The organism is Sphingobium sp. B10D7B (assembly GCF_025961955.1).
Lineage (GTDB): Bacteria > Pseudomonadota > Alphaproteobacteria > Sphingomonadales > Sphingomonadaceae > Sphingobium.
In genome coordinates, this window is sequence record NZ_JAOQOQ010000001.1 from 267,533 (window position 1) to 291,000 (window position 23,468).

General features: G+C 63.5%; 19 protein-coding genes, 1 tRNA gene and 1 riboswitch. Of the genes, 9 read left to right on the forward strand and 11 right to left on the reverse strand.

The window, feature by feature from the left end; translation table 11 throughout:
* Window positions 1–2 precede the first annotated feature (2 nt).
* Genes M2331_RS01245 through M2331_RS01255 form a run of 3 tightly spaced genes read left to right on the forward strand, consistent with a single transcriptional unit; the run spans window position 3 to window position 2,468 of the window.
* Entirely contained in the window at window positions 3–743 is a 741-nt protein-coding gene (locus M2331_RS01245) for a hypothetical protein (protein ID WP_181558609.1), read from the forward strand.
* A gap of 49 nt (window positions 744–792) precedes the next feature.
* Entirely contained in the window at window positions 793–2,100 is a 1,308-nt protein-coding gene (locus M2331_RS01250; protein ID WP_220128493.1) for a transporter, read from the forward strand.
* Window positions 2,097–2,468: a CBS domain-containing protein gene (locus M2331_RS01255; protein WP_264592244.1), complete on the forward strand. Its 372-nt coding sequence runs from the start codon at window positions 2,097–2,099 to the stop codon at window positions 2,466–2,468. The genes M2331_RS01250 and M2331_RS01255 overlap by 4 nt, the downstream gene beginning before the upstream one ends.
* A 594-nt stretch (window positions 2,469–3,062) precedes the next feature.
* Here M2331_RS01255 and M2331_RS01260 read toward each other — a convergent pair.
* From M2331_RS01260 to M2331_RS01270, 3 genes are all read right to left on the reverse strand, one after another.
* Window positions 3,063–6,290 (reverse strand): multidrug efflux RND transporter permease subunit, encoded by a 3,228-nt coding sequence (locus tag M2331_RS01260; protein WP_319800976.1) that lies wholly within the window; start codon window positions 6,288–6,290, stop codon window positions 3,063–3,065.
* Window positions 6,287–7,480, reverse strand: a complete 1,194-nt coding sequence (locus tag M2331_RS01265; RefSeq protein ID WP_264592245.1) for an efflux RND transporter periplasmic adaptor subunit — start codon at window positions 7,478–7,480, stop codon at window positions 6,287–6,289. The genes M2331_RS01260 and M2331_RS01265 overlap by 4 nt, the downstream gene beginning before the upstream one ends.
* Before the next feature lie 613 nt (window positions 7,481–8,093).
* Complete coding sequence (locus M2331_RS01270; RefSeq protein ID WP_181558611.1) at window positions 8,094–8,525, reverse strand: DUF488 family protein; 432 nt, start codon at window positions 8,523–8,525, stop codon at window positions 8,094–8,096.
* 33 nt (window positions 8,526–8,558) lie between these two features.
* Between M2331_RS01270 and M2331_RS01275 the strand changes: the two genes are divergently transcribed.
* Complete coding sequence (locus tag M2331_RS01275) at window positions 8,559–8,972, forward strand: hypothetical protein (RefSeq protein ID WP_181558612.1); 414 nt, start codon at window positions 8,559–8,561, stop codon at window positions 8,970–8,972.
* A gap of 518 nt (window positions 8,973–9,490) precedes the next feature.
* Here M2331_RS01275 and M2331_RS01280 read toward each other — a convergent pair.
* Window positions 9,491–9,724 carry a hypothetical protein gene (locus M2331_RS01280; protein WP_181558613.1) on the reverse strand — a complete coding sequence of 78 codons (234 nt, stop codon included), beginning with the start codon at window positions 9,722–9,724 and terminating at the stop codon, window positions 9,491–9,493.
* 277 nt (window positions 9,725–10,001) lie between these two features.
* On the opposite strand from M2331_RS01280, the gene M2331_RS01285 reads away from it, so the two are divergent.
* Genes M2331_RS01285 through M2331_RS01295 form a run of 3 tightly spaced genes read left to right on the forward strand, consistent with a single transcriptional unit; the run spans window position 10,002 to window position 12,578 of the window.
* Window positions 10,002–10,523, forward strand: coding sequence for a DUF3489 domain-containing protein (locus tag M2331_RS01285; protein WP_181558614.1), 522 nt, complete (start codon window positions 10,002–10,004; stop codon window positions 10,521–10,523).
* Window positions 10,520–10,918, forward strand: a complete 399-nt coding sequence (locus M2331_RS01290) for a DUF2924 domain-containing protein (protein ID WP_181558615.1) — start codon at window positions 10,520–10,522, stop codon at window positions 10,916–10,918. The genes M2331_RS01285 and M2331_RS01290 overlap by 4 nt, the downstream gene beginning before the upstream one ends.
* Window positions 10,911–12,578, forward strand: coding sequence for a recombinase family protein (locus M2331_RS01295; RefSeq protein ID WP_181558616.1), 1,668 nt, complete (start codon window positions 10,911–10,913; stop codon window positions 12,576–12,578). Before M2331_RS01290 ends, M2331_RS01295 begins: the two co-directional genes overlap by 8 nt.
* 256 nt (window positions 12,579–12,834) lie before the next feature.
* Here M2331_RS01295 and M2331_RS01300 read toward each other — a convergent pair.
* Both M2331_RS01300 and M2331_RS01305 read right to left on the reverse strand, forming a co-directional pair.
* Window positions 12,835–12,921: transfer RNA gene (locus M2331_RS01300), tRNA-Leu, on the reverse strand.
* 154 nt (window positions 12,922–13,075) lie between these two features.
* Window positions 13,076–14,830 (reverse strand): PAS domain-containing protein, encoded by a 1,755-nt coding sequence (locus tag M2331_RS01305; RefSeq protein ID WP_264592246.1) that lies wholly within the window; start codon window positions 14,828–14,830, stop codon window positions 13,076–13,078.
* A 213-nt stretch (window positions 14,831–15,043) separates the two neighbouring features.
* Here M2331_RS01305 and M2331_RS01310 point away from each other — a divergent pair, with 213 nt between their 5' ends.
* Window positions 15,044–16,609, forward strand: a complete 1,566-nt coding sequence (locus M2331_RS01310) for a carbon-nitrogen hydrolase family protein (protein ID WP_181558618.1) — start codon at window positions 15,044–15,046, stop codon at window positions 16,607–16,609.
* 26 nt (window positions 16,610–16,635) lie between these two features.
* Here the strand turns inward: M2331_RS01310 and M2331_RS01315 are convergent, their stop codons facing one another.
* From M2331_RS01315 to M2331_RS01335, 5 genes are all read right to left on the reverse strand, one after another.
* A complete protein-coding gene (locus M2331_RS01315; RefSeq protein ID WP_181558619.1) occupies window positions 16,636–18,237 on the reverse strand; it encodes a GMC family oxidoreductase in 1,602 nt (533 codons plus the stop codon).
* A gap of 31 nt (window positions 18,238–18,268) precedes the next feature.
* Entirely contained in the window at window positions 18,269–18,781 is a 513-nt protein-coding gene (locus M2331_RS01320; RefSeq protein ID WP_181558620.1) for a nuclear transport factor 2 family protein, read from the reverse strand.
* A 3-nt stretch (window positions 18,782–18,784) separates the two neighbouring features.
* Window positions 18,785–19,255: a DUF3237 family protein gene (locus M2331_RS01325; protein WP_181558621.1), complete on the reverse strand. Its 471-nt coding sequence runs from the start codon at window positions 19,253–19,255 to the stop codon at window positions 18,785–18,787.
* Window positions 19,256–19,368: 113 nt separating this feature from the next.
* Window positions 19,369–20,973 (reverse strand): ShlB/FhaC/HecB family hemolysin secretion/activation protein, encoded by a 1,605-nt coding sequence (locus tag M2331_RS01330; protein ID WP_181558622.1) that lies wholly within the window; start codon window positions 20,971–20,973, stop codon window positions 19,369–19,371.
* A 110-nt stretch (window positions 20,974–21,083) separates the two neighbouring features.
* Window positions 21,084–22,208 carry a hypothetical protein gene (locus M2331_RS01335; protein WP_181558623.1) on the reverse strand — a complete coding sequence of 375 codons (1,125 nt, stop codon included), beginning with the start codon at window positions 22,206–22,208 and terminating at the stop codon, window positions 21,084–21,086.
* 202 nt (window positions 22,209–22,410) lie between these two features.
* Window positions 22,411–22,488, reverse strand: a riboswitch (cyclic di-GMP riboswitch).
* 171 nt (window positions 22,489–22,659) lie between these two features.
* Between M2331_RS01335 and M2331_RS01340 the strand changes: the two genes are divergently transcribed.
* Window positions 22,660–23,262 carry a TetR/AcrR family transcriptional regulator gene (locus M2331_RS01340; protein ID WP_181561294.1) on the forward strand — a complete coding sequence of 201 codons (603 nt, stop codon included), beginning with the start codon at window positions 22,660–22,662 and terminating at the stop codon, window positions 23,260–23,262.
* The last annotated feature ends 206 nt before the right edge of the window (window positions 23,263–23,468 follow it).

Consider the following 23,468-nt stretch of genomic DNA (forward strand, 5'->3'; position numbering starts at 1 on the left):
CCATGAACCGCAATCTCATCTCGGCCGTTGCAGCAGTTGTCCTCTGCAACCCCGTCTTCGCGCAACCGCCGGTCGAGGGACACGAGCCGGTTCCGGAGGATGTTCTTGCCGAAAGCCGCGGCAAATTCCTCCTCCCCAACGGTGTGGAAGTCGCCATGGCCGTACAGACCGATACGAGCGTCGACGGGCAATTGCTCCTGCGCAGTGTCTTCACCGTCGATCAGGGCGCGCCGCGCCTTGCCATCTACGCGCCACAAGCCACGAGGCAGCCCGATGCGCCAGGCACCAGCGGCCCCTCGCAACACGCGGGCAACCCGGGTGATGTCTGGGTCAGTTTCGACCGCGAGAGCGGTGTCTCGCTCGTCGAGCGGAGCTATCGTCCGAGCGTCGGCGCCGTCACCGTGAGTACGGGCGAGCAGGCGGAGATCGGCCTCAGCCCCGATGGATCGACACCACTCCCGCTGGGCCCGGGCGATCGCGCGCAAACCCAGAACGGCACGGTCGGGCTCGATCGGCTAGGCAGCGGTTTCAAGGTGACCTTGTCGCAGCAGGATCTGGAGGTCACCCACGTGTTTGGGCAGGCCTTGGGCAGTGTGCTCCTCAACAGCGGTAACAACCGTGCGATCGAGACCAGCACGACGATCAACCTCGATCTGATGAACGCCACGCCCGCGACCGTCGGCTCGGCCATGCCGAGGATCGACAGCATGGCGCTTGACGCGACGCGGGATCTTATTCGTTGAAGGAAGGACACAAATGACCAGAATAGGTCGGCTCCTGGGGGGAGTGGCAATGCTTGGCGGCGCCCTGGCCGCATCACCGGCATGGGCCCAGCCAACGGGCACCGCGCTGCCACAGTCGAGCAATGCCAGCCCCGAACTGAAGCAGGCGCTCAGCCTCATCGCCCGGCAGCAACAGCAGTTGGAAGCGCAGGAGGCGCGCATTCGCGCGCTGGAGCAGCGCCTTGCCATGGATGCGCAACCAAGTGGCGCAACGGCGGCGCCATCGGCAGCAAATCCGCCGCAAACTGTCCAGTCCGCCAGCAACGCTGTCCCGCCTCCGCGCGCGCCCAATGGTGCGCCCCAGGCCCCGGCTGGCCCCGTGGGGGAAGCGCCACCGGATATCGATCGCCCGCCCGAGGTCGCGGTGCTGGGAGAGCAAGGCAGCGTCGTGACCCGGCGCGGTCAGCTCACCGCCGAGCTTCAGCTCGATTATGCGCGGGCCGACCGCAACCGTGCGCTTTTCCGCGGCATCGAAGTGGTGGAGTCCGTGCTCGTTGGTGTGTTCGATATCAACGAGAGCCGGCAGGACGTGCTCACGGCATCCGCCGGCCTGCGTTATGGGCTCCTCGGCAATGTCGAGATCGGCGCCCGTCTTCCGTTCGTCTATCGCAATGACAAGTCGGTGCTGGCCCCGATTCAGGGCACGACGGGCGATCCCGATGCGGCGACCATCGATAGCAGCACCAGCGGCCGGGGGGTTGGCGACCTTGAGCTGTCGGCGCGCTATCAGCTGAGCTCTGCGCGGGGCGGCTGGCCGTTCCTGATCGGCAATTTGCAGGTTGTGGTGCCCACCGGCACCGACCCCTTCGACATCTCTCGGGATACGCTGGGCCGCGCGACCCGCGCCGCCACGGGGTCCGGCTTTTGGGGCGTGACGCCGAGCCTGACCGCAATTCTGCCCAGTGACCCGGCCGTCCTGTTCGGCTCCATTGGCTACACCCGCAATTTCGGTCACGGGGTCGACACGGTCATCCCGCCGGTGCGTATCACCTATGTGAAGCCGGGAGACGCGATCTCCGTCAGCATGGGGATCGGCGTGTCATTGAACCAGCGCACCTCCTTCAACCTGGGTTATGCGCACAGCTGGTCCTTCGGCACGCGCACCACGCAGCGCCTGCTGATGCCCACGATGGACTGGGGCGACCCGCAGGTGCAGACAGCGCGCGATCTCCAGATCGGCCGCCTGCTGTTCGGCGTAAGCTACCGCGCGACGGACCGCACGACGCTGAACTGGTCGGTCGAGGTGGGGGCGACCGAAGACGCCACCGATCTGCGCACGGTGCTGCGCATCCCGTTCGTGTTGTCGAGGGGCAGGTGACGCCGCGGAAAGTAGTTGGCGAGACGATCGCATTTTTCGGGAGCACGGCCAGGCATCGCAGCTATCCAGTGATAGATGAAGAAGGGCGGTTGCTCGGTCTGGTATCGAGATCCGACGCGCTGCGCTGGCAAGTTGAAAGCGCACCGGGAGACGTGGCTTTGTCTGATGTCGTTTCGGATGCGTCACAGCCCTTTACAACCGCGCAGGCACCGGTTGGTGTGGTGGCCGATCTCATGGTCGCGACGGGCGTCGGGCGTGTTCCGATCATCGACCCGATCACCAGCAAGGTGATCGGTATTCTATCGCGACACGATTTGTTGAAGGCGCGACGGATCGGAAATGAGGCGGAACGCACCCGTGGACGTTAAAATGACTTAGCACTGATCGAACGTCCGCTGTCGGGATGCACAGTTCCGAAGCCAAAGTCTCGAATTGGGTCGGGTCTCTCAGGGCGGGCTGAAACGTCCCGAATGACTGCTATTGGCTGGAGCAGTCGTTCAAGTAGGCCGACCCCAACGACCGGCTTTGATCGACTGTCGCAGGAAGCGAACGCCGGATCGTGGGACATTGCAGTCAGCAGTGGATCATCTATTTGGTGTCAAATGCATTCGATACCGCGCCTCTTAAGCCTGAACAGCGAGTATTGATTGCCTACCTTTGGGAAGTAACGAGTGCAGTAATGCTTTGCCGCCTGGAAGAGCCGTGAGCTGGGATTAGAGCAGCTGCTCACAGACGACACCTAATTCATCGGACCGCTGAGCCGCTTTCCACAAATTCGTGAATTACTCGCCCAGGACCGTTGAAATGTTCACGATTTGATCTACATCTACTCTGGGGAAGCAAAACCGGGGGTAGAGAGCTTGAGTATCGCGGACACAGGGGGCTTGAGCATTCCAAGGTCTTGGCCATATCAGCAGATGATGTGAAGTCGAGTTGCTAGTGGCCTCAGTCGGCGAAAGGGCTCACTCCCGCGAGATATTCTCAACAGCAGTGTCAGACACATCTGGATCGCGTCTTGCGCGTCGACGCTTCATTGTGCCTGAAACCCGGTCGCCGAGCATCCTGCAGGCCACATAGAAGATTGGCGCAAAGATGAGGCCGAGCAGGGTCAGGCCGATCATCCCGTAGAAGACGGCTGTTCCCAGCGCTTGGCGCAATTCCGCACCGGCGCCCGTCGCAAAAGCGAGGGGGACCACGCCGGCGATGAACGCGAAAGAGGTCATGAGGATCGGACGCAGGCGGATGCGCGCGGCGATGATCGCGGCTTGCCGGGAGGACAGGCCCTCATCCTCGGCCTGGCGTGCAAATTCTACGATCAGAATTGCGTTTTTCGCCGCAAGGCCAATCAGCACCACCATGCCGATCTGCGTGAGAATATTATTGTCCTCGCCTCGCAGGTTCACGCCCAGAATGGCGGAGAGCAGGCAGAGCGGTATGATCATGATGATCGCGAGCGGCAGTGTCAGGCTCTCATAAAATGCCGCCAGCGCGATGAACACGAAGATGATCGCCAGCCCGAAGGCAAGTTCACCGCTGCCTCCCGCAACACGCTGCTGATAGGCTAAGTCCGTCCACTCGAAGCCAAAGCCCGCGGGGAGGCGCTGAGCGGCGATCCGCTCCATCGCTTCCATCGCCTCGCCGGAGGAATAGCCCGGCGCTGCCTCGCCCTGAATATCGGTCGATGGATAGAGATTGTAGCGCTGAACGCGATACGGCCCGGTCGAGGGCGTGAGCTTAGCGACCGCGTCGAGCGGGACCATCGTGCCGGACGCCGAGCGCGTTTTTATCTGCCCCAGCAGGTCCGCATTCTCCCGATAGGCCGGGTCCGCTTGCGCAATCACCTGGAAGCTATGGCCAAGCAGGGTAATGTTGTTGACGTAGGAGCCCGCCATGTAGGTCTGGAGCGCGGCATAAACATCCTGGCTTTCCACACCGAGCATCTCGGCCTTATCGCGGTCCACCTCCACCGCGATGCGCGGGCTGCGCATGTTGAAATTAGTGAAGCTCTGGGAAATGGCGGGCTCTTCAGCGGCCGCCGCGGCGAGATCGCGTGTCACAGCATCGAGCGCCGCGTAGCCGTGCCCGCCACGGTCCTCCACCATGAGGCGGAAGCCGCCCGCCGTGCCAAGGCCGCGCACCGGAGGCGGCATGATGAGACGAATGTCCGCCTCGGTCATGCCCGAGAAGCGCTTGCGCAGGTCGGCGACGATGACGTCCGCGGTCAGTCCCTTGGGCAACCGCTCGCTGAACGGCTCCATGATGGCATAAAGCTGTCCGGCGCTGGACTGGACGGACATGCCCATCGCATCCACGCCCGCATAGACGGAGGCTGCCTGAACGCCCGGTGTCTCCAGCATGACATCGATGGCCTGCCGCACTACGGCATCGGTGCGTGCGAGGCTGGCGCCGGTCGGCAGATTGATCGCGACGACGGCGAGGCTCTGATCCTGCTGAGGCACGAAACCGCGCGGCGTGTCATAGAGCCGCCAACCGGTGAGCAACAGCAAGCCGATATAGAGGATGAAGACGAGGCCCATCATACGCAGCAAGCGCCGTGTGAGCCTTCCATAGCTTTGACCGAAGCGGTCAAACATCATCGTAAAGCGCTCGCCGCTCCGGTGCAGCCAACGCATGATGGCGGTGCGCGGCAGGACACTGTCATGCTGGCGCAGTAGCAGCGCGCACAGGGCGGGCGAGAGGGTAAGCGACACGATGAGCGAGATGACGGTTGCGGCGGTCACCGTTAGTGCGAACTGCTTGTAGAATTGCCCCGTGACGCCGCCCATGAAGGCGGTCGGCACGAACACGGCCACCAGCACCAGCGCGATGCCGATGAGCGCGCCCCCCACCTCATTCATAGTCCGATACGCCGCCTCGCGCGGGGAAACGCCTGCGCGAATATGGCGCTCGGCATTTTCCACCACGACGATGGCATCATCCACCACGATCCCGATGGAAAGAACCAGCCCGAACAGCGAGAGGTTGTTGAGCGAGAAGCCCGCCGCCGCCATGACAGCGAAGGTGCCGACTAGCGAGATGGGTATAGCCAACAACGGGATGATGGCGGTGCGCCAGCTTTGCAGGAACAATATGACGACGATCACAACGAGAATGACCGCCTCGACCATCGTGTCGCGTAACTTGTTCACGGAATCGCTGATATATTGGCTGGGGTTGAATACGATCCGGTAGGAAACGCCGGGCGGGAAACTCTTGGCGAGTTCCTTCATCGTCTCGCGAACGGCGTTGGCCGTCTGGAGTGCATTGCCGCCCGATGCCTGCGAAACACTTAGGGGATAGGCTTCTCCCTGATCGAGATAGGCGTTGATCGAATAGGTCTGTGCGCCCAGCTCCACCCGCGCAATGTCGCCGATGCGGGTGACGCGCCCTTGCGCATCGCGTTTGACGATGATTTGCTCGAACTCTTTGGGCTGGTTGAGCTTGCTCTGAACATTCAGATTATATTGGGTAGGGCCGGGATTCTGGCTCATTTGCGCGCCGCCAACCGTTCCCGCCGCAAGCTGGATATTGTTGCCGCGCAGCGCCGCCAATATCTCTTGCACGGTCAGGTCGCGCGCGGCTGCCTTGTCCGGGTCGATCCAGATGCGCATGGCATAATCACGTGAAGCGAATGTTCCGACATCGCCCACGCCGGGCAGGCGGAGCAGCCGTTCGCGCACCTGCATGGCTGCGTAGTTGGCGAGATATTCGCGATCGATACTGGGTGAAGTCGACAGCATGTGGACGATCATCAGTGTGTCGTTCTGCGCCTTGCGCACCGTCACGCCGAGATTTTGCACTTCCTGCGGCAGCTGGGGCAGCGCGGTCTGCACGCGGTTCTGCACTTGCACCTGCGCCAAATCAGGATCGGTGCCGATCTGGAAGCTGATGTTGATCGTCACGCGGCCATCCGCAATCGCGGTCGAACTCACATACAGCGTGTTGTCCACGCCATTGATCTGTTGCTCCAGTGGGGCTGCAACGGTGTCCGCCATAACCTCGGCAGACGCGCCGGGATAGACGGCGGTGACGCTGACCACCGGCGGCGAGATTTTTGGATATTGGTCGACCGGCAAGCGCCAATAGCTAATGATGCCGACGAGCAGAATAAACAGCGACAAGGCGCAAGCAAAGATGGGTCGCGCGATGAAGAAATGCGAGAAGCTCATTCGCGCGTTGGCGGCGCTCACTTGGTCGCTCCCGGTGCGGGCCGCTCAGGTTCGATCTTGCCTAGCTCGGCGACGACCTTCTGCCCCACTCGCGCGCGCTGCATGCCGGCGATGACGACCTGCTCGCCGGGCGCGAGGCCGCTGCGGATGACCCGCAGGCCGTCCGCTATATTGCCCAGCTCCACAATGCGCTGGGCAATCAGACCATCCTTGCCGACGACGAATACGGTCGGACGGGTCTGATCGACAATGATCGCCTTCTCTGGAACAAGCAGTGCAGGGCTAGGCGCGCCCAAAGTCCAGCGCATCCTTCCAAACATGCCGGGCGTGAGCAAGCCGGTGGGGTTCTGTACGAGCGCTTGTCCGCGGATGGTGCCGGAGCTTCGATCGAGCGCATTGTCCAGCATCTCGATCTGACCGGCCCAATTGAACTCGGTTTCATCCTCAAGGCGGATCCGCACGACAGCGCCACTCTCACGAGCCCGGCGGAATTGCAGGAAAGCACCCTCCGGCGCATCGAACACAAAGCGCATGGGGTTCTGTGTCATGATGGTGGTGAGCAAGGTCTGCTCGGCCGAGACCAGATTGCCTGCTGCAAGTCTGCGATAGGATGCCCGCCCGCTTGCTGGCGCCGTGATGCGCGTGAACGAGAGATCCAGCGATGCGGCCTGCGCGACGGCGCGGGCGTTGGCCAGCTCAGCGGACGCCTGCTCCCAATCAGCAAGGCGGGTATCGACCAGGGACTGGCTGATGAAGCCATCGCCGATCAGGGCCGTCGCGCGTTTATAATCAGCCGAGGTTCTGGCGAGCGCCGCTTGCGCACGGGCGACGCCGGCGCGGGCTTGCGCCAGTCTGGCGGCGAAGGGCCGTTGATCGAGCGTGAAGAGCAATTGTCCGCGCGTGACGGACTGCCCGTCCTTGAAGTGGACCGATTGCAGCAAGCCAGAGACTCGCGGACGCACATCGATGGCGTCCACCGCTTCAAAACGTCCTGCATAATCTACCCAATCGGCCACATTGCGGCTGAAGGGTTTTGCGATAATGACTTGCGGTGTAGGCGGCGGCGGTGGCGCTTTTTCCGAGCAGGCAGCCAAAGCGTGAAGGGCAAAAGCGATTAGAAAAGTGCGCTGGTTGCGGGCGAACTGCGAGATAGCAATCCTGCGGCAATGCCATTCCTCAGGTCGCGCTACCGCGCTGTGGCTCCCCCTCATTCGTCCATCCCCCCGCGCAGACTGCCAAAATTCTGTGTTCCAGCGCTTATATCTGCTCGTCCTAGCAGCACCTCATAGTGGACGAAAGCAACTATTGGCCTGCGGATGAGCGCCCTGCAACTTCTCGATCTGAGGGCTTTTCTGACGGTTGTGCTGGCGAGCACGTCCTGCATCAGATCTTTCACCTCACCAACGGGCACGCGCCTAGCGAAATAACGGTGCCAGGCGCGGTTGCGCAGCGCGACGCGCTCATCCTCCAAAATGGGCTCGCACCTTTCCTGCACCTACGCTATCTCCGCCAGAGGTCAGATCTCACTGTCTCCTAAGAGCGGAAAGGCGGCCAACCCCTCATGTTGAGCGTGCATCAGAAGCATCGGTCAGCACTGTGTCGGTGTCTCGGCCCAATGGTAATAAGGCGCTGGGCAGGGGAACTGGCACCTCATTGACGTGATATGTTTGCGCGTCCTGCCCGTCGGAATGAAGAGGCCCGAACGACCAGGTTTGGTCGGTTGCCGCCAACATAGCCGTTGTTCAGCACGCTTCGCTTGAGTGTCGAAGCCGGACATTCGTTAGTGGGGAGGGCCCTAGCTGGATTTCCGAACATATCTGACGCTCATGCGAACAAATGCGTGACCTCTGCGTCAGGCATGAGAGCGCCAATCAGTAGAGAACGGTGACAACTTTCTGGGTTGCGCTCGAAACAAAGCAAGGCGGTAGGCATCTCGTTCACGAGGTCGCATAACTGCGCTCCTTGCGCGATTGCATCGGGCAGTTCCAGCTGACCGGCATAAACCTCGGCCAAGCGAGCATGATCGCCTTTTCTCGCCGCTTCGCGGCCTGCAGGGGGCGTGCCAAGAGCCTTCAAGCCGACATAGGCAATATCCGCCTCTCGTAACCTGGCCGCCAAAATATTCTTCGAAAAGCCCGGTCGGCGGGAAAGCGGGACTGCGCGAACGTCAGCGACGCATTTCACTCCGGCACGAAGCAAAGAGGATACAAACTCCGCCTGGGTCGCACCTTCATATCCGATCGAAAATATCCTCATTCCCTGTAGATAGGAAGCGCGGCGGTTATAGCTATGGCGAGCAAGGCTGAAGAGATGGTGCGGGTTGCTCAGCAGTCCCCGATTCGCAAGGGCGCGGCCGCCGAGCCATTCGCTGTCCAGCCGCAGCGCGAATGGGAGGAAGGGCGCCGCCGCCTGCAGGAACAGGCCAAGCGGCTGGCGAACATCCTCCTCAACCATGCAGGGCTGACGCAGGCTGGGACCGAGATGGTCTATAAGTACATGTCGCTCCGCTTGACGGGCAAAAACAACTACGTCTGCGCCTTGATGATGGTCAACAAGGAGATCGAGAAGCGACTGGGTAAAGATCGTCAGTCAGCGACTATCGAAGAATTCCGCTCCGTCCTCGATGACCTGGACGATCTGCTTCAAACATTAGTGCGACGCGTTCGAAAGGCGAAGGCGGACTATGACAAAAACCAATCCTAGAGGACCAACCCCATCGCTCATCGGCGGAACGAACGGACGCCCGAAACGCGTGCGAGTCACCAGGCTCTCGAAATGCTACCGGTGCGGCGATAACCTGGTCGCCGGAAGCCATTGCATTGAAATTCCAAAGCTTGGGACAGCATACTCGACTGGCAGGCGATGCTGCGATGCCTGCTTCGCGTTGATCTTAACCAAGACCGAGTCTGATCTCGTCGAACTCAAAGTGCTGTAGGCGCGCTGGACAGAAAACGATCATCCGCAAACATGCCTTTCCTAAGTCCGCCGCGGGTCGGCAGCTGCCCGTTGCGCCGGTCAGGTTAGGTGAAATATAAAGAGCCTGGTCAGTTAGAAGCAAACCGGCCGCCCGTCCCGCCGGATCAACGAATGCCAGTTTCGGGAAGCGGTCATTGCTCTCGTCGCGTCTGAATGTCTGCTTCCATATAATCGGCACACGTTAGCTGACAGTCCAGACTGTCCAACAAATCGGCCGGCGGCTTCCTGCCGCCAGCGCGCCAGTTTCAACGGTCAGCCGTGATGCACGGGTGGCTCTGCCGCAGTTCATCAAGCAAGCTTTCAACCTTTGCGATGTCGGACGTCGAGCCGGTCGCATCGATCATCCAGTTGCAATGCGGATGGGTTTTGAGATCATAGGTCCGGATTGTGCTTATGAGTTTGCGCCAGCGTTGATGGGTGCCGCCATGATCGCGGACCAGTCGTGCGATAAGGAGATCAGCCAACTGAGATTGGGTCATGGTGTGCCTATCTCTCCACGGCGCGAGACTCGCAAGTGGCGGGTGAGTGCGATGGCTGCGTCTCGGTGATCCATCATCATTTGTGTCACGGCATCATGTGGCGATCCTGCGGGCATCTTCCGCGAGCCCGCATATTCGACTGGACTTGTTCCTGACACCGAGCATTGGTGCTGGTGGAGCCGCGGCGCAACGCTGCGGACATGCCCTGCCGGCTTGGTCGACAGGGCTCTGGGTGGTGGGAGCAGCACGATTGCTGCTCCGAAAGAGGAGACCACCCATGACCAAGCTCAACGATCTGCAACTCGTCCTGCTGTCCGCTGCTGCCCAACGCGATGATGGCAGCTTGCTGCCACCGCCCGATCACCTCGCCGATCAGGCGGGCCGGATCCGCAAGGTTATTCCCCCGCTGATCAGGCGAGGATTGATCGAGGAAGCGGCGACCACCGATCTGCCCAAGGTCTGGCGGGAAGAGGGGGACGATCGTTTCGCACTTGTCATCACCCAAGCGGGTCGTGCAGCGATCGGTGTGGACAGCGAGCAGGACGCTCAGGCTGAGACTGTTCCTATTGCGGCCGTCGTCACGCCACCAAACCGCACACGGTCAAAGACAGAGCAGGTGCTCGACATCCTGGGCCGCGAGCAAGGCGCATCGCTTGATGAGCTGGTCGGCATGACCGGCTGGTTGCCGCACAGCACCCGCGCGGCGCTCACCGGCATGCGCAAGAAGGGCCACGTGATTACCTTGGACAAGAGTGGTGAGCGGGCCTGCTATCGTCTGGTCGAAAGCGCTGCGGCATGAGCCTGGAGGCACGCCTTGATGCTCTGGCGGCGCTGTCGCTGAGTGAGCTGCGTGACCATTGGCGATCGTCGCTTAGAACCGAACCGCCGCGGGTCAGCGCCGATCTGCTGCGCCGGCTCTTCGGCTATGCGCTGCATGAGAAAACCATGGGAGGGCTGTCGCCCTCCCATGGCCAGGCCCTTCGTCGCCTTGCTGCCGGCAAGGAAAGCGTCCCGCTTAAAAGCGGGATGCATCTCGTGCGGCAGTGGAATGGGCGGACCATTAGCGTCACTGTGCTTGAAGATGGCTATGTGTGGGAAGAGCGCTGCTATCGGTCGCTCTCGGCTATTGCCCGCGCGGTGACCGGAACGTCCTGGTCAGGTCCCCGCTTCTTCGGGCTGCATGATCATGGCTAGGCGGCCCAAGGTGGCGGAAGGACCGCGCGGCGCGGTGCGTTGCGCCGTCTACACCCGCAAGTCCAGCGAGGAAGGGCTGGAGCAGGCATTCAACAGCCTCGATGCCCAGCGTGAGGCCTGCGAGGCGTACATCGTCAGCCAGCGCCATGAAGGCTGGACCCTGGTCAAGACCGCCTATGACGATGGCGGCTACTCAGGTGGGTCAATGGATCGCCCCGCGCTGGTCCGCCTGCTGGCAGATGTCGAAGCCGGAAAGATCGACGTAATCGTGGTCTACAAGGTCGATCGCCTGACCCGTGCGCTCTCCGACTTTGCCCGCATCGTCGAGATCCTCGATGCCCGAGGCGCCAGCTTCGTCTCGGTCACGCAGGCGTTCAACACCACCAGCAGCATGGGGCGGCTCACCCTCAATGTGCTGCTCTCCTTTGCCCAGTTCGAACGCGAGGTGACTGGTGAGCGCATCCGCGACAAGATCGCCGCCTCGAAAAAGAAGGGCATGTGGATGGGCGGTAATCCCCCGCTTGGCTATGATGTGAAGGACAGGGCGCTGGTCATCAACCCGGCCGAGGCACAACAGGTCCGGCACATCATGACCCGCTACCTTGCGCTGGGTTCCCTACAGGCTCTGGTCGAAGAGTTGTTGCGCGATGGCTATCGCACCAAGCAGCTTCATGGTCGGGGTGGTATCGCGTTCAGTCGCGGCGCGCTCTCTCATCTGCTGGGCAATGCCATCTATCGCGGCAAGGTCGTACACAAGGGCGCGGTCTATGACGGCCAGCACGACGCGATCATCAATGAGGCACTTTGGGATGCTGTGCAGCGGCAGCTGGAACTGGGACGCAACAACCCCTCGGCCAGGCGCTCTCCCAAGCGCAGCTTGCTCACCGGTCTGATCCACGATGGGGAAGGCCGAAAGATGTCACCCAGCCACACGGCCAAGGCCGGCAAGCGCTATCGCTATTATGTAACCCATCCCAACGCACTCATCGGCAGCAGCGAAAAACCATGGCGGGTCAGCGCGCCGGAGATCGAACGGATCGTCATCGAGCGCCTGAAGAGCTGGCTCATGGACCGTCGGGCGATCATCGACATTGCCGGGACTAGCCAAGCGATCAACGCACTTACCAAGGCAGCACAGGCTGCAGCCGATCTGGACAAAGCATCAAAGCGTACGGCCATATTGACCATGCTTCTCTCACGAATCGATATGGCTGATGAGGGCATCACCATCACTCTCGACCGTGACAAGCTGCTGGCCCTCCTGCGTCTCGATCAACTGGCGCATGATCATCCCGTGCAACTGACAAGCCGTGCGATCCGCATCCGACAAGGCAAGGATGTCCGCATGATCATCGGCGACTCGCAGGATCGGTCAGCCGATACGGTCAATACGCCGCTGGTCGCACTGATCGCTGAGGCCCGAGCGCTGCATCAGGCGCTGCTCGGCGCCCCGGAGCATAGCTTGGCATCACTTGCCGACGCGCAGGGCAAGTGCCGCAAGCGGTCCGCCCAGCTGATGCGGATCGCGACGCTTGCGCCTGACATTGTGGCGCAATGCATCGAGGGCACCCAGCCGGTTTCGCTCACGACCAAAGGACTGCTCAGCATCGATCTGCCGATCAGCTGGAGTGAGCAGCGGGCTTTGCTCGGCTGCAGGTAACTTCCTTCACCCATCTAGGGAAAGCGTCGGCCGGATGTCCTCCGGCCGCTTTCTGTTCGACGCCGCGCAGCGCAGACCTGTCATGAGGTCTGGAAAATGACCCCTGAGATAACATCGCATAAATGGCCGACGCCGCCTGCGAGCTCAGTCTGCACACCTCAACCGCCGAATTGACGGCGCCGAAACGGCGCAGTTCTGCGCGAGTTATGCCACGGCCCTACCACGGCTCACGAATCTCAGGGAATCACCGACTATCTGGTGCGGGCGGTCGGACTCGAACCGACAAATCCTTGCGGATGGCGGATTTTGAGTCCGCTGCGTCTACCAATTCCACCACGCCCGCACGGCGCGAACCCCTTGATGCAGCGCGCTGCGGGGATGGCTGGCGCGCCTATATCTCACCTTTTTAGGAAACGCCAGATGCTCGGTGGCGTTCATGGGCCGCGCGTGAGAATAGATCGTCTTACGCCCGCGCCCTCGTCAGCCGGCCCGCTCGATCAGGCTTCGGCGTGGCCGTAATCGGAGCGGTGCCGGCGGGCATCGCCGGCGGTGGCCCGGTTCTTGAGCGCCTGCTCGACCCTGTTGAGCAGCTCGGCCGGGCGATAGGGCTTGCCGATCACATCTTGCGAGATGGTCTGCGGGCCATCGGAGACGAGTTGCTCATTATAGCCGGTGGTCATGAGGATCGCGATGCCGGGGACCAGCTTCACCGCTTCCTCCGCCAGCAAAATGCCATTCAGGCTGCCTGGCATGACGAGATCGGTGAAGAGAAGATCGACCGGGTCGGCCTCCATCAGGGTCTTCAGCGCCTTGAGACCCTCGTCGCCGGAGATGGCGGTCGAGACGCGATAGCCGGCGCTTTCGAGGATCTCGCGGGACAGGGCCATGACTTCAGGGCTGTCTTCCACCACCAGAATATGGGCCTTGCCGGAGGGGCCATCGGCGGGCGCGGCCGCCGTGATGGGGGCGGGGTTGCCGGCGCGGTCATCCTCGTCATTCTGCACGGAGACCGGGAAAAGCAGGCGGATCGTGCTGCCGACGCCCTGTTCGCTCTCAATCTCCAGCCGGCCCCGCGATTGCTGCAGGAAGCCGCTGGCCATGGCGAGGCCGAGGCCCGTGCCCTGGCCGGTGGGTTTGGTGGTGAAGAAGGGCTCCGTCGCGCGCTGGGCGACGTGGGCGGGCATGCCTTCGCCCTCATCCGTCACCTCAAGGCTGATATAGTCGCCGGGCGGAAGCTGGCGGGCGGCAGCATCGCCATTGAGATGTAGCTTGCCGGTCGTGATGGTCACCAGCCCGCCGGCGCCGCGCATCGCGTCCTTGGCATTCATCACGATGTTGAGCACCGCCATCTCGAACTGGTCGGGATCGACATGGATGCGCGGCAGGCCCCGCCGCAGGCTGAGGTGCAACTCGATATCGCTGCCGAGCGCGCTCTCCAGCACATGCACGAAGCTCTGCACGCAATCGCTCACGTCCACTGATCGGGGCGTGAGCCGCGTCTTGCGGGCGAAAGCGAGCAACTGGCCGGTCAGCTTTGCCCCGCGCGCGGCAGCGTGCTGCGCATTCTCGATATGCCGCCCGGCCCGCTCATCCTCGATGCGGTTCGAGGCCAGCTCCAGGCTGCCGCCGATCACTTGCAGCAGATTGTTGAAGTCATGGGCAAGGCCAGCGGTCAGCTGCCCGATCGCTTCCATCTTCTGCGCCTGGCGCAGCACCTGCTCGGTTTCGCGCCGCTTGGTCACGTCCAGCTGGCTGGCGAAAAAGTAGAGCAGCTTGCCGGAGACGTCATAGACCGGGCCGATGAACACCGCGTTCCAGAACGGCGTGCCATCGCGCCGGTAGTTGAGGATTTCGAGCGCGATGGACTCATGCCGCGCCACGGCATCGCGCAGTTCGGCGATCCGCTCGCGGTCCGTCTCGGCGCCTTGCAGGAACCGGCAGTTGCGCCCGATGATTTCACTCTCTTCGTAAAGCGTCAGGTCCAAAAACGCCTTGTTGGCAAAGACGATGGGATTGTCCGGCAGATTGGGATCGGTGAGGATCATCGGCATCCGCGTCATTTCGATCGCGGCGAAAAATACGTTGCCCCGTTCGCTCAGGCCCGGCGCGGTGATGGTGCGCTCACGCCAGTGATCCTTGCCGCGCACGGTCACCCGGCCTTCGGCTGCGTCAGTGCCCTGATTGTCGTCCGAAGCGGCGGTATCCCCGTTTTCAGCCGCGAAGTCGTTGTGATCGCCCGATTCTATCGCCAAGGTCGCATTCCCTGTGGTTGCCCGCTCCAGCCGTCCGCGACTTTGAAGCCAGCATAACAAACGCTTCAGGACCGAGTGGTTCCCGAAAACCGCCCAGACTGCCCTTGCGAACAGGGGGTGGCTAGTCGTCCGATTGCCGGGGTGCAAGACAATGTGGGGACAGCCGGACTGCACGAACATGGACGCTGGGCGCGATCGCGCTATATCGCCTGCATGGCTCATACACAGGCAAAGCTCATCGTCCGTCCCGCGCTCGCCAAGGATGCGCGCGCGATCGCCCGGCTCTCCTCCAAGGTCTATGGCAAGGCCGAGGCCATGACCGCTGCGCAAATTCGCGGCCAGATCAATAACTTCCCCGAAGGACAATTCGTCGCCGATTATGAGGGCACGATCGTCGGCCACTGCGCCACGCTCATCGTTTCGCAGGAGATTGCCTTCGCGCCGCACAGCTGGGGCGAAATCACCGGCGATGGCTTCGGCACGCGCCATGACCCGGAAGGGGACGTTTTGTACGGCATGGAAGTCTGCGTCGATCCCGATTTCCGGCGTCTGCGCATCGGCCAGCGCTTCTATCGCAAGCGGCAGGAACTGTGCCAATATTTCGAGCTGAAGGGCATCGCCTTTGGCGGTCGCCTGCCGGGCTATGCGCGCCGCCGGCGGGATTATCCCGATCCGCAGGCCTATCTCGATGCCGCGATCGAGCGCAAGCTGCGCGATCCGGTGATCAACTTCCAGCTGGGGCAGGGCTTCCAGGCCAAGGGCATCCTGCCGGACTATCTGCCGGGCGACCGGGACAGCGCCGGCAATGCTGTGCTGATGTTTTGGCCCAACCCGCTGGCGCCCGAGGAGGGGACAGGGCGCGCCCACCATGGCACCCTCAAGCTGCCGTCATCGGTGCGGGTTGCCACGGTGCAGTTCCAGATGCGCGGCATTACACGGATCGAGCAGTTCGAGGAGCAGGTGGAGTATTTCGTCGACGTCGCGGCGGATTACCGCGCCGACTTCGTGGTGTTTCCCGAGCTCTACACGCTGGAACTGCTCTCCATCTCCCGCGCGAAGCTCGCACCCAGCGAGGCCATCGGCAAGATCGCGGAATATACCGAGCGCTATTGCGCGTTCATGGAGAAGCTGGCGGTCAGCTACAATATCAACATCATCGGCGGCTCCCACCCCACGCGGGTCGAGAATGGGGATATCCGCAACATCAGCTATGTCTTCCTGCGCGATGGGGCGATGTACACGCAGGAGAAGCTGCACCCCACGCCATCCGAGCGGCGCTGGTGGAACATCAAGGGCGGCTTCGGCGCCGATGCCATTCCCACCGACTGCGGGCCGATCGGCGTGATGATCTGCTATGATTCGGAATTCCCGGAGCTGGCGCGGCATCTCGTCAATCAGGGCGCGCTGCTGCTGTTCGTGCCTTTCTGCACCGATGAGCGGCGCGGCTATCTGCGCGTGCGCTATTGCTGCCAGGCGCGGGCGGTGGAAAATCAGTGCTATGTCATCACGTCTGGCGTCGTCGGCAATCTGCCCAATGTCGAGAATATGGACATTCATTACGCTGAAAGCGCAATCCTGACGCCTTCGGACTTCCCCTTCGCGCGTGATGGCGTTGCCGCCGACACCGCGCCCAATACCGAGACGATCGCCATTGCCGACCTCTCGCTCGACGATCTGCTGACCAGCCGGCAGAGCGGCGCGGTGCAGAACCTGCGTGACCGCCGCTTTGACCTGTATGGCGTGCAGTGGAAGGAGCCGCGCACCAAACGGGCGCGCTGAGGGAAGCCGGGGACGGGGACCAGGCCCTAGCCCGCCTTCACCAGATCGGCGCCCTTCTCGCCGATCATGATCACCGTCGCATTGGTGTTGGCGCCGGGCACGGTCGGCATCACCGAGGCATCGATGACGCGCAAGCCGGTGACGCCCTTCACGCGCAGCGCTGGGTCGACCACGGCATCGGGTCCGGTGCCCATGGTGCAGGAGCCGACGGCGTGCTGGCCGATCTCGACTACCTGGCGGACCCAGTCTTCCATCTCGTCATCGCTCTGCACCTGATCCCCCGGCATGAGTTCGGTGCCGGTGAGCGCGGCCTGCGGTGCGGTGCGGTAGATGCGCCGGGCCTCGCGGATGCCGCGGATCATGGTCTGCATGTCCCAGCAATCATCCATCAGGTTAAGCGTGATGGCGGGGCGGTCGTTGGGATCGGTCGAGCGGAGCGTCATCCAGCCCCGACTGCGCTGGTTGAGCACGACGACGCCGCAGGCGAGCTTATGGGGTGGCGCGGGACGGAAGGGCGGCATCCACAGCCGCGCGCCGAAGGTCACCGGATTGCACATCAGCTGAATGTCCGGCTGCGCGAGCGCGGGGTCGGTGCGCAGGATGACATTGCAGCTATTGAGCTGGGTCGCGAACTTGCCGGTGCCAAGCATCAGCCACTGGACAAAATGGCGCGCCGCCCGGTCAAGTCGCAGTTCCTTGACGAAGGTGACCGGCCTGGTCGCCGCGAACTCCATCATGCAGCAGGGATGCTCGGATATGTTGCGGCCGACGCCGGGCACATCGGCCTTCACCGCAATGCCCATCTCGGCAAGCTGTGCCGCTGGCCCCACGCCGGAGAGCAGGAGCAGTTGCGGGCTGTTATAGACGCCGCCGCTCAGGATGACCTCGCGGCGCGCGCGCACCTGCCGGGTCTGGCCGTCCACCGAATATTCGATGCCAACCGCCCGATTGCCGTCGAACAGGATGCGGTGGGCGAGCGCCTTCAGCCGCACATCCAGGTTCTGGCGGCCAAGGGCAGGGCGGATATAGGCTGCCGCAGCGCTGGCCCGTCGCCCGCGCTTGTCGATGGTGACCTCGCCCAGTGCGGGGCCTTCCGCATCCGCGCCATTGATGTCGTCGGTCGCCGGATAGCCGGCCGCCAGCGTCGCCTGCCGCAGCGGCTCGTGGAGCAGATGCCCGGTCTGGATCGGCGCGACGTGCAGCGGGCCGCCCACGCCATGATAGGCGCTTTCGCCCCGCCAGCTATCCTCCATGCGCCGGAAATAGGGCAGCACATCGTCATAGCTCCAGCCGCGCGCGCCCATTTGCGCCCAGGTGTCGAAATCATTGGGGTGGCCGCGCATGTAGAACATGCCGTTGATCGAGGAGGAGCCGCCGAGCACCTTGCCGCGCGGAATCCAGATCCGCCGGCCATTCAAATGCGGCTCCGGCTCGCCCATGTCGCCCCAGCTCAATTTGGGATCGGCGATGGTCTTAAGGAAGGCGAGCGGCATGGCGATGTCCAGCCGCTTATCGCTGCCGCCCGCCTCCAGCAGCAGAACCGACGTGCCCGGGTCTTCGCTCAGCCGCGATGCGACCACGCATCCCGCCGATCCCGCGCCCACCACGATATAGTCGAATTCATCCATCTCGTTCGGTCCGCCTGCCTGAAACGCTGTTTCAATCCTGCCTGTCGTACAGCAGCCCCTTGAGCGGGGGCGGCAGCGGTCGACCTTCCCGCGCGCCCGTCTGCCCCGCAAAGCCCGCGAGGATCGGGCCGGACCAGTCGCGGATCGTGCGCTGCGCCATGCGCCACACGCCATCCTCCTGCCGGAAGATGTCCTCATAATAGCCCATCACATGCAGGGCGTGCGGGCCGTCGCCCTGGCGCAGGGCGACGGCGCCATAAGAGATCGCCCGCGCGCCGCCCTCGCAGGGCGTGACGATGATGTTGGTGACGTGATGCTGCCGCCCCGCCGAAGCGGGCTGATCGCGAATGAAGGTCGCGAAATGGCGGATGGCGTCCGCGCCTTGCCAGCGTAGCGGCGTCTCGAACGCATCCCAGATCAGCAGCCCGTCGCGGGTGAAGCAGCCGACGAAAGCTTCGACATTGCCGGTATCCAGCGCCCAGGCATAATGCGCGATGGCATCGCGGATGCCGAACTGATCGTCGGCGGAAAGGCGGGTGGTCATGCTTCAGGTCACCGCATAATAATCGAAGAAGGTCGAATTGCCTCGCCGCTCGGCAATGCCGACGAAGATAGTGCGGTTGAGCCAGGCGTGCCGCCCTTCCGGCGCCTCGAAGCGCGGTGTGATGCGGCAGTAATTGTCCTGCGGGTCGACCTGTTCGCCCGCCTCGATCCGCGCCGTCATCTCCGGATTGGCATAGGCGATGCCGCGATTGTGGATGTAGATCATGGCACCGTCATCGGCTTCCAGCATGTAATGCGCCTCGAATTCGACAAGGCCGCTGGACCAGAGGCGAGGCCAGTCCCCGCCCGAATAGGGCACGACATGGCCGGAAAGGCGGGGGCCGCTCACCACCCCGCCGGCGAGCGCGACAAAGCCGCGCGTGAAGCTTTGCAGGGCCGGCTGGAACCGCGTGCGCGGCCCTTCGCCGAAATCGAGACGAACGTGGAAAGCCAGGTCGAGCGCCGGAACGTGCACATCATCCTCCCCCGCGAGCGTTCGTGCCGCTCGTCAGATTGATTTTGTCTGCACGCTTGTGCCGGAAGCCGCCTGCGAATGCCAAGGCAAAAAAGCGGGAGCCGCGCGTTCGCTTATCGCCGCAGTTTCAGGAACCAGCCGATGTTGAAGCGCCAGCCGTCCCCGGCGTTGGGAAAGGGCGCCTCGATAACGCGCGCGGCTTCCAGCGAGAGCGAGGCGCGGGTAGTATAGTTGAGGCGCAGGCCACCGCCGGCCGAGGCCATGGAATAGCTGGCTGCCGGCAGGCCGGTGCGGGCGTTGAGACGCACGCGGGCACCATCGACAAAGCCGTAGACTTCCGACCCCTGCAGGCGCGCGGGCAGTTTGGGACGCAGGGCCAGTTCGAAAAGGCCGGCCATGCCCTTGTCGCCGCTCAGAAGGGCCGTCTCGAATGCCCGCCCAATCTCCGGCCCGCCCACCGAGAAGCGCTCGTTGCCGCCGAGCCGGTCGCCGCTATACTGGCCGCTCAGCCGCAGCCGTCCAACAAGGCGCTTGCCGATCATCCGATCATAATTGGCGCGCCCGGCAATCTTGGTGAAGTCGATATCGGTAAAGCCCGGCACCCCGCGCGCGCCGAGCATATCGAGGCCTCGGCTGCCGGTGATGGCAAGGCTCAAGGCGCTCTTGTCCGCCACGATCGAGTAGCCGGCGGCCGCGCGCACGGCCCGGATGCGGTCGGAGGAAATTACCGATCCGAGATAGGCCGCATCGCTGTTCAGCCCGTCAATGCCGGCGCTGAGGGTGAGGTTGCGTTTATATCCGCGAATGACCGGATAGGAGAGGCTGAGCCCAAGCGTCTGCGCCTCGCCGACGATCGCGGGCGCCTGCAGCCGCGTATCCAGCCAGGAGGTCGAGAGGCCGAGGGTGAGGCCGTCCGTGCCGAGCGGCGTCTGGTGGCTGAACCCGGCGTAGCGATAGCGCTTCAAATCGGCGGCGCCGAGCAGGGTCAGGTCACTGCGGTCGCCATCGCGTAGCAGGCTGTAGAATTTGGCCGATGCGCGCCACTGCCCGCTGCCAAGCCCGCTTTGCGTGCGGTTATCGAAGCCGAAGGAGAAGTCGCTATATTCCCGCTCCGGCGTAATCGCGAGGCGAACGCCGCCGGCCTGCGCGCCGCGCAACATATTGGCGTCGATCTTCGCCCCGGGAATGTCGCGCATCAGCGAGAGGCTGCGTTCCAGCGTGCGGCGGCTGAGCGGGTGCTCGCGCGCCAGCGGGGCAGCATAGGCCTGGATGAGCGGGGAGGCGCCCTTGGGATAAGCGATATCCTCGATAAACCCTTCGGCCAGCAGCACGCGGACATGGCCTTCAGCCAGATCCTGCTGCGGAATGGCGACCGTGTAGAGCGCGATGCCGGTCTTGGCATAGGCATCGGAAATCCTCTTGGCGAGGGCGCCCAGGGTCTCGCGCGTGGCCGGCTGGCCGATGAAGGTCCGGGCGGCCTCTGCAACGGGCGCCGGGGCATCGACGCCAGAAAAAGTCACGCTGCGGATCGGCGTGGCGGTGGCCTGCGCCTCGACGTCCACCTGGCCTGTCGGATCATCTGCGGTCGGCCGCTCCTGTGCGGGCAGCACCGGGGCGGGGCCGGGCTGGCTTTGATCGATGAGGGGCGGTGTCAGGCCGCTGCCCGTGGGTTGGGCGATGGCGATCAGCGCAATGGCTGCAGGCAGGAGCGCGACCATATGGACCTTTCGGACTTGGAGCGGTGAGTGCGCGGCGGGTCTTGAGACCGCCCGCCGCGCACCGGAGGGAAGGTTGCGCCGAGGTTGGCGACTTGAGGCGGGGTGGCTGTTTAGCGGCCCAGTCCCAAGGAAGTGCCGACCGTGTTGAGCGTGCCGGTTACCGGCGCCAGCAAGCCGCCATTGGTCGTGGTGCCGGCGCCTGCGCCTGCACCGGCTTCGACGCTGCCGCCAACGCCTAGCGCACCGCCGACCGAGCCGACCGTGGCACCGACCGTGCCAAGCACGCCGCCATTTACGTCGCCGCCCGTGGCCGTTCCGCCGCCAAGCACGCCGCCGCCTGAGACGTCACCGCCCACGCCCACGGCGCCGCCGACAGACCCGACGGTTGAACTCACCGCGCCGAGCACGCCGCCCACGGCCCCCGTGCCCCCGCCGGGCAGGGACGCGCCGTTCGGCAGCACATTGGCGTTGACCAGCGCCGGATCGCCGCTCCCCAGCAGTTGATTGCCGCCGAGCGCGACATTCAGTAGATTGTCGGAAATGCCGCCGGTGGGCGCCGTAATGTTGGTCACCCGTACATCGGCGATGCCGTTCACGGTCGCCAGCGCGGTATTGCCTGCGTTCAGCACGCCGGCGGATGCGAGCGTGCCCGTCGGCTGGGTGTCGCCAAGCACGCCGACGCCGATCGCGCCCGCTGTGCCATCAAGACCGTTGGTCACGGTGCGACCGCCAACATCGATGGACACCACATCGCCGACTACGCCTTGCGCGCCCTGCAGCAGCAGCGTGCGACCTTCGCCGGCATCGACCAGCACCGTCCCGGTATCCTGCAGCACCCGCGTGATCGTGCCGGTCACGGGCTGCGTGACTGGCAAGGCAGCGGCGATGGGGGTGGTCACGCCTTGCTGGCCATCCGCGACGCCGAGCACGGCATTGCCGGCCGTCGCCAGAACCGGGGAGACCTGCGTAACGACGCCCCCAGCCAGACCGCCGCCGGTGCTGCCGCCGCCATCGGCCGATCCGCCGCCCCCGGTAGTCCCGCCGCCAGTGTTTCCGCCGCCGGTATTTCCGCCGCCGCCCGTGTCAGTGCCGCCGCCGCCATTGTTGCTGCCGCCATCGCTGCTGCCGCCCGACCCGGGCGCTGGCGAGCCGACATTGGCGTAGCGGGAATAACCGCTGGTCTCGCAGGCGCTCAGCAGCATGGCGAGCGCGGAGCAGGCGGCTATGGCGGGCATGGCCCGGCATAGTCGTGACGTTCTGTTGGATCGGAATGTCGTCGTGGAAAGAACCTGAGCCATTGCGTCATCTCCTGTCAGGCTTGCAGCCGGGCTGGAGACGGAGCTATCCGATGGCAGGCCCACGTAGCGCGGAGCGGTGTGGCGCGATCATAGCCAGAGCGAGGCGTAGACACGCACACACAGCTCCGACCTCGGCTCCTTCGGCAACCCCGCTACCTTGAACCCAAGGCCGGAAGCTTTGCGTCACGGCGTCACCACCGCTTTGCCATTATCGGGATCGGAGTGATCCTGCGCTTGAAATGTCAAGCGCTGGAAAAGGTTCATGGAAAAGAGTCTGAACTTAACTTTTATCATGCCTGGGAGAACGTGCCGCTCGAGCGGGACCGTCCTGGCTCCCTTCGTCGCACCGGACTCGACAAGCCCAGCGAGGAATTCTATACCGCCCGATATGGAACAGACCGCCATCAGGGGTCGGCCCCGGGAATTTTGCTGCGAGCAGGCGCTTGCGGCCGCGTTGCGTGTGTTTTGGACCAAGGGTTATGAGGGCGCGTCGCTCAGCGAGCTGACGGACGCGATGGGGATCACCCGCCCGAGTCTCTATGCCGCGTTCGGCAACAAGGAGGCCCTGTTCCGCCAGGCGCTCGATCTCTACGAGCGGGAAAAGCTGGCCTATATCGGTCCGGCTTTGGATATGCCCACCGCGCGCGGCGTGGCGCAGCATCTGCTCGATGGCGCACTCTCCACGATTGCCGGCAATGGCCAGCCCACCGGCTGCCTCAGCGTGATCAGCGTCACCGCCTGTGGCGCGGAAGCGCAATCGATCCGTGAGGAAGTGCTCAAGCGCGGCGAGACCGTGAAGCGGGCATTGGTGGCCCGGATGCAGCGCGCCATCGACGAGGGCGAGTTTGTCGGGCCCGCCGATGCGGAAGCGATCACGAAATATCTCATCGCCGTTTTGCAGGGCATGGCGGTTTTGGCCGGCTCCGGCACCACGCGAGAGGAACTGGAGCGCGTTGCCGAGACCACCATGGGGATTTGGCCTAGCCGCTAAAGCGCCCGGAGACCCAAGACCGATTTTGCGCGCTGCAAAATAAAATATCGGTCGGTACAAAAAACCGGGTTGACGCCTGAACATCCGATTAATATACCAGTCAGTACAGAAGGCATGGGGGTGCGTGCGGCTTGGCCGGGCGCGGTCTGCTTGCCCGACTTGATTTGACAGCAATTTCATAGGTTCTGGTTTCGGGACGGACGCGC